The 14,732-nt window shown below is 43.8% G+C and carries 11 protein-coding genes; 6 read left to right on the top strand and 5 right to left on the bottom strand.

The window, feature by feature from the left end; all coding sequences use genetic code 11:
- Nucleotides 1-444: 444 nt before the first annotated feature.
- Together lon and DFP82_RS07760 are read left to right on the top strand one after the other, a co-directional pair.
- On the top strand, nt 445-3,090 hold the full coding sequence (lon, locus tag DFP82_RS07755; protein ID WP_245905676.1) for an endopeptidase La: 2,646 nt from the start codon (nt 445-447) through the stop codon (nt 3,088-3,090).
- 367 nt (nt 3,091-3,457) lie between these two features.
- On the top strand, nt 3,458-4,015 hold the full coding sequence (locus DFP82_RS07760) for a superoxide dismutase family protein (RefSeq protein WP_110923168.1): 558 nt from the start codon (nt 3,458-3,460) through the stop codon (nt 4,013-4,015).
- Between the two features lie 84 nt (nt 4,016-4,099).
- Here the strand turns inward: DFP82_RS07760 and topA are convergent, their stop codons facing one another.
- Nucleotides 4,100-6,757, bottom strand: a complete 2,658-nt coding sequence (gene topA, locus DFP82_RS07765) for a type I DNA topoisomerase (protein ID WP_110923169.1) — start codon at nt 6,755-6,757, stop codon at nt 4,100-4,102.
- A 307-nt stretch (nt 6,758-7,064) separates the two neighbouring features.
- Entirely contained in the window at nt 7,065-7,658 is a 594-nt protein-coding gene (locus DFP82_RS07770) for a hypothetical protein (RefSeq protein ID WP_110923170.1), read from the bottom strand.
- A gap of 256 nt (nt 7,659-7,914) precedes the next feature.
- Here DFP82_RS07770 and DFP82_RS07775 point away from each other — a divergent pair, with 256 nt between their 5' ends.
- Nucleotides 7,915-8,448: a DUF2799 domain-containing protein gene (locus DFP82_RS07775; RefSeq protein ID WP_227680910.1), complete on the top strand. Its 534-nt coding sequence runs from the start codon at nt 7,915-7,917 to the stop codon at nt 8,446-8,448.
- 170 nt (nt 8,449-8,618) lie between these two features.
- On the opposite strand, the gene DFP82_RS07780 is transcribed toward DFP82_RS07775, so the two are convergent.
- The 3 genes from DFP82_RS07780 to DFP82_RS07790 all read right to left on the bottom strand — a co-directional run bounded on the left by DFP82_RS07780 (nt 8,619) and on the right by DFP82_RS07790 (nt 10,911).
- Nucleotides 8,619-9,020 (bottom strand): ExbD/TolR family protein, encoded by a 402-nt coding sequence (locus DFP82_RS07780; RefSeq protein ID WP_110923171.1) that lies wholly within the window; start codon nt 9,018-9,020, stop codon nt 8,619-8,621.
- A 134-nt stretch (nt 9,021-9,154) separates the two neighbouring features.
- On the bottom strand, nt 9,155-9,826 hold the full coding sequence (locus tag DFP82_RS07785) for a MotA/TolQ/ExbB proton channel family protein (protein ID WP_110923172.1): 672 nt from the start codon (nt 9,824-9,826) through the stop codon (nt 9,155-9,157).
- A gap of 200 nt (nt 9,827-10,026) precedes the next feature.
- Complete coding sequence (locus DFP82_RS07790; protein ID WP_110923173.1) at nt 10,027-10,911, bottom strand: hypothetical protein; 885 nt, start codon at nt 10,909-10,911, stop codon at nt 10,027-10,029.
- A 424-nt stretch (nt 10,912-11,335) separates the two neighbouring features.
- Between DFP82_RS07790 and DFP82_RS07795 the strand changes: the two genes are divergently transcribed.
- From DFP82_RS07795 to DFP82_RS07805, 3 genes are all read left to right on the top strand, one after another.
- Complete coding sequence (locus DFP82_RS07795; protein WP_110923174.1) at nt 11,336-12,361, top strand: siderophore ABC transporter substrate-binding protein; 1,026 nt, start codon at nt 11,336-11,338, stop codon at nt 12,359-12,361.
- Between the two features lie 206 nt (nt 12,362-12,567).
- Complete coding sequence (locus tag DFP82_RS07800) at nt 12,568-13,545, top strand: ABC transporter permease (RefSeq protein WP_227680921.1); 978 nt, start codon at nt 12,568-12,570, stop codon at nt 13,543-13,545.
- 36 nt (nt 13,546-13,581) lie between these two features.
- Nucleotides 13,582-14,718: an iron chelate uptake ABC transporter family permease subunit gene (locus tag DFP82_RS07805; protein ID WP_110923175.1), complete on the top strand. Its 1,137-nt coding sequence runs from the start codon at nt 13,582-13,584 to the stop codon at nt 14,716-14,718.
- Nucleotides 14,719-14,732: the final 14 nt, after the last annotated feature.

The raw sequence follows: 14,732 nt of genomic DNA on the forward strand, positions 1-14,732 counted from the left end.
TTGGTTCAATTTAAACGTATAGATATCTCATGATTTATGGATATCACCATCGTCTCAAAAACGATTTTTTCTAATGGGTTTCTAGAGCATTCTATGCTAAAACACACCGTTTAAGACGCGCGATAGTTTACCTTATTTTGCCTATAAAACCTATGCGTAGAACCCAATAGATATTTGATGGATGCTATTTATAAGTACTCTATAAAAGTTCGTTATACCTGCTTTCTATGACTCCTGTATGGCTACTTCCGATATACTGATTATCACCAGTGACGCATTAAGCTCATAACCACATGACCCTTTATGCTCAGCCAGATATGAGTGTTTTGCACCGTTAAGCAGGTGAGTTTGAGGATAAGCCTTGCAATTTTATCTGCGAGCACCATTTATCTAAACATGAACCACGAACTTGACTTTACAAGTCTGGTGAACGAGGAAAAAAATATGAGTGAACATAAAATAGCCCAAGACAATATCGACATAGATGTCGACGTTTCATCTACTGTTGCTGATGATAACCAGCCAGACACCTTGTCTAGTCATGCGTCAGAAAGCGAGTTAGAGACAGCGTCTGACAGTATCGAAGATATTACACAAGACGAAGATACTGCCAAAGACGACGATAGCGAAGACAGTACTAGTGAAGACGACAATGCTAAAGACAGCGTTGAAGACGATACATACTTACCTTTATTGGCATTGAGAGATGTGGTCGTCTATCCACATATGCAAATTGCCTTGTTCGTAGGCCGTGCGCCATCGGTCAAAGCCGTTGAGCTGGCACAGGCTGAGTACGGTAATAAAGTACTGGTCGTGGCGCAAAAAGACTCGCTGACCGAAGACATTGATCAAGACAACTTATATCAATACGGTACGGTATGCCGCATCGTCAGCACCATGCCGCATGACAGCGATGAAAATTGCATCAAGGTATTAATCGAAGGTCAGTATCGTGCGCGCGTTGACAACATAGAAGACCACGACACGTTATTGATGGCGAGATTTGAGCGTGCTGACCTCGATGTCAGTATGGATGAGAGTCAGCAAAAGAACACCATTCAAGCGCTGACTACATTGTTTGAAAGCTATGCTGATGCACGTCTGCGTAATGCCCGTGAGCTAACGCGCGTGGCCAAACGCATCGATGACCTACTTGAGTTGGTCTACTTCATCTCAACTCGTGTGTCGATGGATCTTGATATCAAACAGTCGTTCTTAGAAAAAGACGATATCAAAACGCATATAAATACCTTAACTGAATACTTGGTCAAACAAAGTGCTGAGCAAAATATCGAGCAAGATATCCAAGAAGCTGTCCGTCAGCAAATGGAAGAGAATCAGCGCGAGTACTTCTTAAACGAAAAAATGAAAGCCATCAAAAATGAGCTGTCAGATATGAATGACGGCGCATTCGATGGTGATGATGATGTCGCTGAGCTTGAGCAGCGCTTAGAAGATGCTGACTTGCCAGAAGATGTCCGCAAAAAAGCGGAGCAAGAGTTTAAGAAGCTCAAGATGATGCCACCTGCATCGAGTGAATCGTCAGTCGTACGCAACTATATTGAATGGATTTTGGACACGCCGTGGAATGCGACGACCAAAGTATCTATCAATTTAGACAAAGCCAAAACCGTATTAGACGAAGATCATTATGGCCTGCAAGATGTAAAAGACCGCATCTTAGAATATCTCGCCGTGCAATCACGTGTGAAAAAACTTCGTGGCCCGATTCTATGTCTCGTCGGTCCTCCTGGTGTTGGTAAAACCTCATTGGGTGAGTCGATTGCACGTGCCACGGGTCGTAAGTTTGTGCGTATGGCGCTTGGCGGCGTGCGTGATGAAGCGGAAATTCGTGGTCATCGCCGTACCTATATCGGTGCGATGCCAGGTAAAATCGTTCAGTCACTGGCCAAAGTCGAAGTCAAAAACCCGCTATTCTTATTGGATGAAATCGATAAGATGGCGCAAGATTTCCGCGGTGATCCAGCATCAGCATTGCTTGAAGTGTTAGATCCCTCACAGAACGATACGTTTAACGACCATTATTTGGATATGGACTTAGACTTGTCGCAAGTGATGTTTATCTGTACGGCAAACAGCATGGATATTCCAGCGGCACTTCTTGATCGGATGGAAGTTATTCGTCTGCCAGGTTATACCGAAGAAGAAAAAGTAAATATCGCACAGAAGTATCTGGTGCCAAAAGCGATTAAGAATAATGGTCTCAAAGAGGGTGAGATTGAGATTGTCGAAGCGGCGCTGCACAGCATCGTTCGCAGTTACACGCGTGAAGCAGGTGTGCGTAACCTTGAGCGCGAAGTGAATAAAATCTGTCGCAAAGTCGTTCGCGGTTCAGTTGAGACACATGGCGCTCGTGCTCCTAAAAAAGCAGAACGTCAGCTAATCGTGGTCGATGACAAAAACATCGATGATTATCTTGGTGTCCATCAATATGACTATGGTCTGGCTGAAGAAGAGCCTGAGATTGGTCGTATTACTGGTTTGGCATGGACGCAAGTCGGTGGTGAGCTACTCACTATCGAAGCAGTCGCCATGAAAGGTAAAGGCGAGCTTAGCTTTACGGGTTCGCTCGGCGATGTCATGAAAGAGTCGATTCGCGCGGCTATGAGTGTGGTTCGTGCTCGCGGTGAAAGCTTAGGCATTGACTATGAGACATTTAAAACAACAGACGTCCATGTGCATATGCCTGAAGGCGCCACGCCGAAAGATGGCCCATCAGCTGGTGGTGCACTGACGACAGCACTAGTATCTGCCTTGACAGGCATCGCCATTCGTCCAGATATTGCAATGACAGGTGAGATTACCTTACGTGGTAAAATCCTACGTATCGGCGGTCTGAAAGAAAAACTACTTGCAGCACATCGCGGTGGTATCAAGCACGTATTGATTCCAGCGACCAATGAGCGTGATTTGGCGGATATCCCTGATAACGTGAAAGAAGGCTTAACCATTCAGCCAGTCGCAACGATTGAAGAAATCTTAAAGGTTGCTTTGGTGAGCATGCCAGTTCCAATCAAGCCTGCTAAAGTAACGGTCGATAAAACTAAAGGTAAAGCATTGCACAGTTAATAAGTGTTCTGTTATTAGCTCAATCTGACAGATTCTAAAAAGCCGCTCATCATATGATGGGCGGCTTTTTTATGTATGTTCATTATTTATTCTTGGAACATTCAATTATTATTCAATAATGTACTGCTTATATATCTAAATTCGTTTAATCTCAAAAAATATTTAGCTAAGTCTGTTTTTCAAACCCATACGATACTTACATTTATTAACTGATTGTTGCGCATTTGATGAATAACTATAGGGTTACCTTGGCTATACTAACTCCGATGTTAACGAATATTGATACGAGTCTTAATAGAACAATAACCATAGATATTCGAAATTTAATGACGACTAAAAATAATGACTAAAACAATTGGAGAAAATAATGAATAAAATGATGCTTGCAAGTACTCTATTATGTGGTTCAGCTTTAGCGATGACTGGTTGCCAAACAGTAGAGGGCCAAATGCAAACAGGTAACCCTTTGAGCCAACCTACTTTAAAATCAACCATACACACTGTAAGTGGTGATAAAAAAGAAGTTGGTCAAGTATTCTTACGCCCAGTTGATGACGGCGTACAAGTATACGGTAAGCTGATGAACCTAAAGCCAGGTCAGACAGTGGCGCTACATATCCATGAAACAGGCAGCTGTGCCGATATGGGTAAAGCGGCAGGTGGTCATTTCAATCCGGACAACAAGCCACACTCTAACCCAGACGATATGAATGGTCATGCTGGCGACCTACCTAACCTAACCGCCAATGAAAATGGCGTTGCGACCATCAACTATATAAATAAGAAAATATCTGCTAATGAAGCGGGTAAATATAGTGTTAATCGTCTAGCCTTTATCGTTCATGGTGGCACCGATGACTATACCAGTCAGCCAGCGGGTAACGCAGGTGACCGCGTCGCTTGCGGTATCATCGAAAAGAATTAATAGTGTCTGAGCTTGGCTATTATTGATATCAAAAAAACCCTCTTAGAATCTAAGAGGGTTTTTTTATTATCGATAGAAAAACATTTATTCTTCTACCCACTCGCCTTTACGCCAGTACACACCCCAACGGGTGGCTTTGCCGTTTTTCTCAGAGCCGATATACTGCTCTTTTTTCTTACGTGACCAACGTAGAATCGTTGCGTTACCCTCAGGATCTTCGTCTGGGCCTTCGAATAGATACTGGAACTTATCTTCCATCTTATCTTTGATTTCTCTTAGTTCAGCGAGCTTAGGTGCACGTGTCTCCCTTACTTTCGGGAACTTAGACGCTGCTAAGAACATTCCAGCCGCGCCTTCACGCAAGATGAAATAGTCTTCATGCTTGACCGATTTCAGCTCTGGTAAGTGAATCGGATCCATACGCGGTGGTGCTGCTTCACCTGTTTTTAGTACTTTACGCGTATTGTCACATTTCTGACAAGCGAAGTAAGGACCAAAACGTCCCGTCTTCAGCTCCATCTGTCCATCACATTTATTACAATCGATGGTAGGGGCATCTGAACCCGGTACTTCGAACTTGCCTTCTTCTAGAATATAGCCGTCGCAATCAGGGTTGTTACCGCAGATGTGCAGCTTGAGACCACCATCCACGATATAGCCGTTCATCGCTGTGCCACATTTCGGACAGCGTTTTTTCTCCATCAAATCTTTGACTTCGGCCGCTTCGTCTTCTTCACCTTCGGCATCATCGAGATTGGCGAAAGCTTCGACTGGCATTAAGTTTTTAGTGCCTTTACAGCGCTCTTTCGGTGGTAAATTATAACCAGTACAGCCTAAAAATACACCTGTAGAGCCAGTACGCAGCTGCATTGGACGGTCACAAATATCGCAATGGACGTCTGGTACGTCGGTCGGATCATTTGGACGCATGCCGTCTTTTTCTTTAGCACGATCCAGAGTCGTTTTGAACTCGCCGTAGAAATTATCAAGTACGTCTTTCCAGTCTTGCTCACCTTCTGCCACGTGATCAAGCTTGTCTTCTAATGCGGCCGTAAACGTATAATCCATCAAATCTGGAAAACTTGCTGTCAGTCTGTCAGTAACGATATCGCCCATTTTTTCGGCGAATAAACGCTTATTCTCAAGCTTCACATAACCGCGATCTTGAATGGTCGAGATGATAGAAGCATACGTCGATGGACGACCGATACCTTTTTTCTCAAGCTCTTTGACGAGACTGGCTTCGGTGAAACGAGGTGCAGGCTTGGTAAAGTGCTGACTCGGATCTAGCTTATCTAGCGTTAGCTTATCGCCTTTTTTGACATCAGGTAATAGCGTGTCATCGGTCTTGGCTGGTGGCAATACTTTGGTATAGCCGTCAAACACCATGGTACGACCACGGGCTTTTAGCTCAACATCATCAGCACCAACAAACAAGTTCACTGACAGGTATTTTGCTGGTAGCATCTGGCAAGCCACAAACTGACGCCAAATCAGCTCATATAGGCGTATTGCATCACGCTCAACCCCTTTAAGCTGAATAGACTTCATATTGACGTTAGAAGGTCGAACGGCCTCATGCGCCTCTTGTGCGCCTTGTTTATTACCATAAAAGTTTGGCTTTTCTGGCACATACTTTGCGCCATAGCTGTCTTCGATATAACCACGTACCGCCGCTAGTGCATCACCAGACAAAAAGGTCGAATCGGTACGCATATAGGTGATATGACCAGCTTCATATAAGCGCTGCGCCAAAATCATGGTTTTCTTAACTGAAAATCCTAATCGCGTACTGGCGGCTTGTTGCAATGTTGAGGTGATAAATGGTGCACTAGGACGTGACTGTGTTGGTTTTTCTTCACGTTCTTTAACGATAAAGTCATTTGCATTAAGGATAGCTAATACTTTATCAGTCTGCTCTTTATTCACCAGCTTAAGCGTCTTGCCACCTTGCTTGGTCGCTTCTAGGCGTATACCAATTTGCTCAGCGTCTTTTTTACTATTGGCAATATGCGTGTCTGCATGAATCTGCCAGTACTCTTCTGGAATAAAAGCGCGAATCTCATGCTCACGCTCAACCACCAAACGCATGGCGACTGACTGTACACGACCTGCTGACAGACCGCGCGCAATTTTTTGCCACAATAGTGGCGATACCATAAAACCAACCACACGATCCAGAAAGCGCCGTGCCTGTTGAGCATTGACGCGGTCAATATCAAGCTTGGATGGTTGTTTGAAGGCATTTTGGATAGCAGATTTGGTAATCTCGTTAAAGACCACACGCTCATACTTACTATCAGCACCGCCAATGACTTCTTTTAGATGCCAAGCGATTGCTTCCCCTTCTCTATCCATATCCGTTGCGAGATAGATTTTGTCAGCGTCTTTGGCTAGCGCTTTTAGCTCTTTGATGACTTTGGTTTTGTTTGGCAATACTTCATAGACTGCTGCCCAATCGTGCTCTGGGTCTACGCCCATGCGCCTTACTAGGGCTTGCTGGGTTTTTTCTTCTTTGCTTAGGCTCTCATCTTTTTTGGTCGTTGCTGCTTTTTTGGCGCTCTTGCTCGCACCAACTGGTAAATCACGAACGTGACCAATACTTGAGCGTACAATAAAGTCATCACCAAGGTATTTATTAATAGTTTTCGCCTTGGCTGGTGATTCTACGATCACCAAAGACTTACCCTTTGGGCTGTCAGCAGTAGTTGCTGTACTTTTTTTGGCTGCGGTTTTTGCCATATTTTACGACACCATAATATAAGTAAATTAAAAGTAAGAATAAATTCAGCGGCATGGCAATTTATAATAATTGGTTATAATAGCTCAGCGAATTATTGTATTGAGGCGCATTAAACATTCGACCATGGCGCTGATAGTTACTCATAAAAACAGTTATAAAACAAACAATAACCATAATATAAAGATATAGTTATAAAGACGTTACACTGCTAAGCGCTAAACTGTCAACTGAAAATGACTGGGAGTCTATCAAAAGCGCTTGCATATTGGTTATTAATGGAGATTAAAAAATCATTTACTACCCTGCTTAAGTTTTCTGTACTTCTATAGCCCATTTTTCCAAATTTTCTTTTAACGCTAGCAGGTCTTTTTCAATCAATGAGTGATGATAAGCAGGATTGCTTAATGGACGTACATAAGCGATATCTTCCCAATAAATAATAATGCTATTGGCTTTGGTCCATAAGCCTTTTATAAACGGCTCAATACTGACTGGCAAATCGAGTGGTACTTTATCCAAGCTAAAATTGGTTTTTTTGACCGTGGTATCCGCATGACCATAATTGGAACGAATGGCACTTGGAATAGTGAGTTTGGTCGTATCTCTCGTCGTATCGACAAAACTACTATCTGGACGCCACTGACCATCAATCACTTGATAACGTGTATGCGGCAATTGCGTGTCATCTAGCACCAAGCAATATTGACCCATCATGCCACGGCCATACTCGTTGTCTTTGCCTTTAATCCAATCAGGACAAGCAACCAGTTTTGGATTGAGCTGTAACCGACGCGCCGTCATGCGCAGTCTATCCAAGCGCTGATCGATACCGTTCGGTTTGAGCGCCATCATACTCCCTAATACAAATAGTACAATGAGAACGCCAATAAATATGCCCATGATGGTCTGACCTTTTGACTGAATTAAAGTAATACTATATAGATGCTTATAATGAGCACGAACCACGAAAAATCAAGCATGATGAGCTAGCAGCCATTCAACGGTGACTCATTTAAGCCACAGTATCACCACTATATATATTGATATATCAACTACTTAGTAGCACTGAGAGCCAGCCTAATAATAAGATAGAAAAAGTGGTCAGCCGCAAAAAGTGCTATGATAAACCATAATTTTAAATGCGCGCAGGTTTATTATGAATTATCTTATTAAGCGAAACGCATCGACTACCGATATTTCTCACAATTTGATCAATAAAGTCATGAGTAAATCCGGTATCTCTATATCACTGGTCGGTGCTGCATTACTGACCTTATCAGGTTGTGCAACCACTCAAAGCCTCACACCGCAGCAATGCCAAGCCAGTAACTGGCAAGAAGTCGGCTATACAGATGGCAGCCGTGGCCGTTCAGGCGCTTATTTCGGCCACTATGCAGGTAGCTGTGCAAGTATAGGCGGTGCGACACCCAATCGGATACAGTGGGAACAGGGGCGCCAGCAAGGGCTCAAAAATTACTGCACCGAGCTCACGGCTTACAAACTCGGCCGCGAAGGTTATGAGTGGCAAGCGGTCTGTCCACTTGAAGGTATCGAGAAGTTAGAAGAAGCCTACTCACAAGGACGCTACTACTATATCCGCCAGCAAGATTTGGACTATTTACGCTCACCTTATCCTTTCGGATATGGTCACTTTGATCGCAGATATCGCCCACTGGGGCATCGCTGGTAAAAAAGAAAACCTCACTGAGTACTTAATTTGAGGTTTAAGTACTCAGTGAGGTTGGAGAAAAGTTTATTATTTTTATTTTATTATTATACTAGCTACCTATCTTTCTACCTATCTAATGGTTGGCTATCTAACAATCGTCATATGACGATCCCACCATTTATACACTCACCTTATTCATTGACAAAGGCTATCTTGGTCAGCCCTGCTTCGCTGGCAGATGCCAGTACTTGTGCAACCGTATCATATTTGCTTTCTTTATCCGCACGCAGCTGAATAGAAGGGTTTTTGCCTTGCGCACTTTCTTGTTGCAAGCGCTTATCTAGCTCTTCTATCGTGATAGGATCACTGTCCCAAAACACGCCTGCATCCTGATCGATACTGATCTGAATCGCTTCTGGTGGTGGTTCATTGACTTGTGCACTCGTCTCCGGCAGGTTAAGCGGAACAGTCGGATTAAGAACGGTCGCAGTCAACAAAAAGATAATCATCAAAACCAGCATGACATCGATAAGCGGAATGAGGTTCATCTCATTCATGCCTTGGACGTCATCATCACCTAACTGAAATGCCATAATTACTCTCAATATATGCTTACTATGTGTGCTTAGTCAGTAATTGTCTTCACTGTTTATCTCATCGTTACTTATACGATGATAGGAAGCACTGTTACCCGCTAAAGGTAACCGTCGCTATCCCATGATACCGTCTATAACTGCGAAGTAGACACATTACGATACTGTTTAGTGGTATTGCTCGTTTGGGTGTCAGCTGAGCTTTTCAATGAAGTTACTTGCTCGGTAGGCTGCGTGCTCGCTACTGCTTTTATATTCGCAGAATCCGCCAGCAAGTCATGCGCTCTATCATTTGCATGATACATTACACGGCGATTGATACGCACAGCGAGGTTATAAAAGACCACTGCTGGAATAGCCACCGCAATACCCAAGCCTGTCATGATAAGAGCCTCACCGACTGGCCCTGCTACTTGACCCAATCCTGCTTGTCCGCTCGTACCGATATTATGCAGCGCATGAAAAATACCCCATACGGTACCAAACAAACCAATAAACGGTGCAATCGCTGCCGTCGTACCAAGGATAGGCAGACCACGCTCACTAGAAAAGCGATAGCGCCCGATATGTTTGAGCAACGCCTGCTCTATCACCAAGCGACGAGTGGGCGCATCTACTTCTCTCAACCCAGTCTGTTTGGCTTGGACTTGATGAGTTAAATCATCGGCAACCGTCGCCGCCAACTTACGGCTTTGTAGTACACGAATGATACCCGTCACCCAAGAGATAAGGGATAAAGCGAATAGTACAAAGAACAAGGTTTTGGTCACCATGTCACTATATTGCCAGTATTGCATAAAGTCCATGTCAGACTCCTTCGTCTTTTGTGTTATGGCTTAGTATTGATACGTTTTGTCGTGTTATACATCTATTAATTAAAATCATGATAAGAGTTAAAACAGATAGTTATAGATTTTGAAGCTGCTTGTCAGAAAATTACTTTTACTGAGGTTACTTTTATAAATAAATAATACTAACTATCAGGTAGTAGACTTCATATAAACCTTTATTGGACAACAACTGACATAGTAACGTTACCCACGACAGCTACCCCGCCTCTTATAAAAGGCTTTATTTTACTATTACCCATTCTCCTTTTAACTTCCCGAACTGCATCTCGATCCTTACCACTAACATTTATACTTTGAATCACACCTTGTTTTGTCACAGTAAACCGTATCGTCAAGGTTTGGGATTTACTAGAAATACCTGTAAAATCTGGCGCTACTATCCATGATGCGTCGCTACCACTAAAACTCTGTGGCGTATTGCTTGCAGCAGCTGCGGCTTCTGCATCAGCCTTTGCCCGTGCATCCGCTTTTGCCTGCGCATCGGCGGCAGCCTTAGCAGCAGCGGCATCTTTTATTGCTTGTGCAGCAGCGGCATCTTTTATTGCTTGTGCATTGGCATTGGCTCGTTCTTTCTGTTGAGCTAATAACTCATCTCTTCTCGCTTGCGCTGCTTTCGCTGCCAATATTTCAAGCTGCTTATCAGCCGCTTGCGTATCAGGGCTCTTTTTGGGTGTAGTGTCTTGTTTAGCAGGTGGCGGCGTCAATTTGGCAGGTTTAGGCTTCTCTACTGGTTGCTTTTTCTCAACAACTTTAGGCTTGGGTGCAGCAACTGGCTTCGCTTTTGGCTTAGGTTTAACCTCTCTGACTGGCTCTGGATCTTCTTTCAGATTTATCTCTTCAACCTCCACAGGTGGCGGAGGTGGTGGAGGCGTAATCAGCTCTATCTCAATAGGTGGTGTTACCTTTTCTGGTTCTACTTTCATCTCAGGCGTTTTGACCGCCGCTAATGCTACTGCCGTCAGCACATGCAATCCCACAACTACCGCAATAGTCGCAAGCGTCAACTTAGGTGATGGCGCGTCTAAATTCGTTGAACTCATAACACCCTAATATTAATTAACTGAGATAGAATGGCGTAGATAATAATGCAAACGATAATTATTATCAATAATAAATTGAGATAATTGCTCTTTTATTAATACAATTATAACAAACCGAGTCTACCTTGTTAATAAAAATCATTATCATTTATATTGATAATGAATCTCAATTGCCTTATCATTGCGGTTCTTGAGTTGTTTATCGAAGATTACTTATTGAATACTATCTCTTATTTTACACCGTAAGATAATTAAACAATTTAAGTTATAAGTGCACAACCACCTCATAAAAACTATAACAGTTAAATAAATACCGCCGAGCATTGTCTGGTATATACATCACATTGGACAAACTCATTTCATTTTTATATGGGTAATCATTTTTTTAACAATCTGCCCAAACTGCTAATATACCGAGTTATTTATGTCTATCGCTTTATTGTCTAACCGCTCTCCTAGCACCTTTTTTAAACGCCCATTACTGACTGCTATGACGACCGTACTCGTTGCTAGTATCAGTGTGGCAGGCTGTAGCTCACCAGAATCAACGGACTCTGAGCCAACAGATACCACGACTGAAAATCAAACTGCCGACAACAGCGCTGCTAGCACTATCACAGTGGATACCGTAAAAGGAGACGTCGAGTTAGCGGTAAACCCATCGCCAATCGTGGTGTATGACATGACATTGATGCAGGATTTGGCAGCGCTTGATGTGGCTATTGATGGCGCGCCAGCCACAACACCTCTAGATAACTTACAAGCCAAAAATCAACCAGCACCTGCAGGCGTCGGTACGGTATTTGAGCCAGATCTTGAGGCATTGAATGCTATGCAGCCGAAAGCTATCTTAGTTGGCTCACGTATGGCTGAAAAATATGACGAGCTCTCTAGCATTGCCCCAACGCTAGACATGTCTATCGATACGGCCAATATTTATGAATCAAGCAAACACCGCTTGGCCGATTTAGGCGCATTGTTTGGCAAAAGTGAACAAGCCGTTAAATTACAACAAGACATTGACGGTTTGATTGAAGAAACCAAAGCCGTCACCAAAGATAGCGGTACTGGCCTAGTGGTCATGGTTAATGGCAATAAAATGTCTGTCTATGGTGCTGAATCACGCTACGGCTTTATTCATAATGTCGTAAACGTACCCATCGCTGATGATCAAATCAAAGAAGGTCGTCATGGTCAGCCAATATCTTTTGAATATTTACAAAAGACAAATCCAGACTGGTTATTTGTGGTGGATCGTAGTGCGGCTATCGGCGAAGACAGTGTCGGTGCAAAAGCGGTATTAGACAATCCACTAGTGGCACAAACCACTGCATGGAAAAAAGACCAAGTGGTTTATCTAAGCCCAGATTCTTACCTTGCATTTGGTGGCTATTATCAGTGGATGCAAGATTTGACGACCATCAAAGATGCCTTTACTAACGCTAAGTAAACGCCATCATTGCTTAATTAACTGTTGTTGATGGCCGTTTTTAATGACCGTTTTTATACCTCATCTGTATGCCAGTAGCCGTTATGTCGTTATTTTCACATCGTGCACAGCCCAGCGTTAAAACCAGTACTTCTTCGCCAGCCGCATCAACGGGTTGGAAAAGAAGTACTAGTAACAGTCTAAATGCTAAACATCGCCGTGCCACCATGCCACCATGGTTAATCAACACGGGAAGCCTCATTATTATGGGGCTTTTGGTGTTATTGAGCTTATCTATTGGTGTCGCAGATTTTTCGTGGTCCGGTTTTCTACGCAGCCTTATCAATCATAGCGCCAACTCTGATAGCTCGCTATTTTTAGTCAGCCGACTACCTCGCACTATTGCGATTATCTTGACCGGTATCTCGATGGCAGTTGCAGGGATGATTATCCAAGTAGTGCTAAAAAACCGCTTTGTTGAACCCTCAATGGTTGGTGCCACTCAGAGTGCAGCGCTTGGATTATTGGTAGTCAGTCTACTGTTTCCAGCCAGCGCACTCATTATCAAAATGGGTGTGGCGACCGTCGCAGCAGTATTTGGCATGATGCTGTTTATGCTGCTTATTCATCGGATTCCACCGACAGATTTTTTGATGATTCCACTGATTGGTATTGTCTTTGGTGGCATTCTCGAAGCAGTAACGACCTTTATCGCTTATCAGACTGAGTCATTGCAGATGCTCAGTGTTTGGCAGTTTGGTGATTTTTCTGGTGTACTAGCCGGACGCTATGAGTTGCTATGGCTGACCGGAGGTCTGTGTATATTGGCCTACATCATTGCTGATAAGCTCACCATCGTAGGATTGGGCGATAATATCGCACTGAACTTGGGTATTAGTAAACGGCAGGTCACTTGGCTTGGCGTCGGCATGGTCGCGATGATGAGTGCTGTCGTCGTGGTCACGGTTGGGATGATTCCTTTTATCGGCTTAGTCGTGCCCAACATTGTCAGCCGATTGATGGGAGATAAGTTACGTCGTAGCCTGCCAGCAGTCGCATTACTCGGTGCATCCGCTGTCCTACTCTGCGATATCATTGGTCGCTCTATCCGCTATCCATTTGAAGTGCCCGTTGCGACGGTATTTGGCGTGGTTGGTACCGTGCTATTTTTGTGGCTACTATTGCGCGCTCCGGCTGATCGATAAGCTTGATATTTATGCTTGATACTACAGGATTCGCGTATGTTTTCACCGTCTACGCCTCGCTCTGAAAAAACGACCATGGCTAAAACTAATACGATAAGAGACAGCTCTATAGAAAGCAGTGCCTTGGAAGATAGCACTTTGAAAAACAGTGCTTTGGAAAACAGTACCTTAGAAAATACGGCTACTGCCACAGCTTGGCAGAGTCGTCTGGCACAACTTTGGGCATGGATCGTCAATCATCCAAAGTCGATTGCCGCCGCTATCTTGGTCATCTCGATGCTGCTATTTTTGACACTCAACGTCAACGGACATTGGGACTTTGCCCTACCGCTACGTGGCAAAAAACTGCTGGCATTAATGGTGGTCGGCTATGCTATCGGGGTGTCGACACTACTGTTTCAAACCTTAACACACAACCCTATCCTAACGCCCTCCCTGTTAGGCTTTGATTCACTATATATCTTACTGCAAAGCCTACTGGTGTTCTTTTTGGGTGCGATTAGTTTTACCAGTATCGACCCCCTCGCCAAATTCACACTTGAAATTGTCTTGATGTTTGGTGCGTCATTATTGTTATTTAAGCTGCTATTTTCAAAAAGCAGTCAGGATTTGACGCGGCTAATATTAGTCGGTGTTATCTTTGGCGTGCTATTTCGCAGTTTATCAACCTTGATTGCTAGGCTAATTAATCCTGATGATTTTGTCATCGTACAATCTAGCAGTTATGCGCAGTTCAATACGGTCAATCCACAATTGCTTGGTATCAGCCTAGTTATTTGCCTTATGAGTGCCGTGTTTATCTGGCGATGGCGCTATCAATGTGATGTATTGATGCTCGGTAAATCACAAGCCATCAATCTTGGTATCCATTATCAACGTCTCGCATTTGGCCTGTTGACCGTCATCGCCATATTGGTCGCCACTGCTACGGCTTTGGTCGGCCCTGTGACGTTCTTTGGCTTATTGGTATGTGCATTGACCAATCGTATCGCCCGTCACATGTACCACAGCGAGCGGCTGATATTGGTCAGTCTGGTTGCTATGATTTGCTTGGTACTCGGTCAGACCATCTTTGAACAAGTACTGGGTATGGCAGGTGTGTTATCAGTTGTGATTGAACTGGCGGGCGGCTTGGTATTCTTATTATTAATCTTTACGACACAACGTAGATAAAGACAAGAAGCACT

The sequence above is a fragment of the Psychrobacter fozii genome (genome assembly GCF_003217155.1).
Lineage (GTDB): Bacteria > Pseudomonadota > Gammaproteobacteria > Pseudomonadales > Moraxellaceae > Psychrobacter > Psychrobacter fozii.

Coding starts and splice junctions, on each gene's coding strand:
- lon (WP_245905676.1), top strand. CDS start 445: ATGAGTGAACATAAAATAGCCCAAGACAATATCGACATAGATGTCGAC.
- DFP82_RS07760 (WP_110923168.1), top strand. CDS start 3,458: ATGAATAAAATGATGCTTGCAAGTACTCTATTATGTGGTTCAGCTTTA.
- topA (WP_110923169.1), bottom strand. CDS start 6,757: ATGGCAAAAACCGCAGCCAAAAAAAGTACAGCAACTACTGCTGACAGC.
- DFP82_RS07770 (WP_110923170.1), bottom strand. CDS start 7,658: ATGGGCATATTTATTGGCGTTCTCATTGTACTATTTGTATTAGGGAGT.
- DFP82_RS07775 (WP_227680910.1), top strand. CDS start 7,915: ATGAATTATCTTATTAAGCGAAACGCATCGACTACCGATATTTCTCAC.
- DFP82_RS07780 (WP_110923171.1), bottom strand. CDS start 9,020: ATGGCATTTCAGTTAGGTGATGATGACGTCCAAGGCATGAATGAGATG.
- DFP82_RS07785 (WP_110923172.1), bottom strand. CDS start 9,826: ATGGACTTTATGCAATACTGGCAATATAGTGACATGGTGACCAAAACC.
- DFP82_RS07790 (WP_110923173.1), bottom strand. CDS start 10,911: ATGAGTTCAACGAATTTAGACGCGCCATCACCTAAGTTGACGCTTGCG.
- DFP82_RS07795 (WP_110923174.1), top strand. CDS start 11,336: ATGTCTATCGCTTTATTGTCTAACCGCTCTCCTAGCACCTTTTTTAAA.
- DFP82_RS07800 (WP_227680921.1), top strand. CDS start 12,568: ATGCCACCATGGTTAATCAACACGGGAAGCCTCATTATTATGGGGCTT.
- DFP82_RS07805 (WP_110923175.1), top strand. CDS start 13,582: ATGTTTTCACCGTCTACGCCTCGCTCTGAAAAAACGACCATGGCTAAA.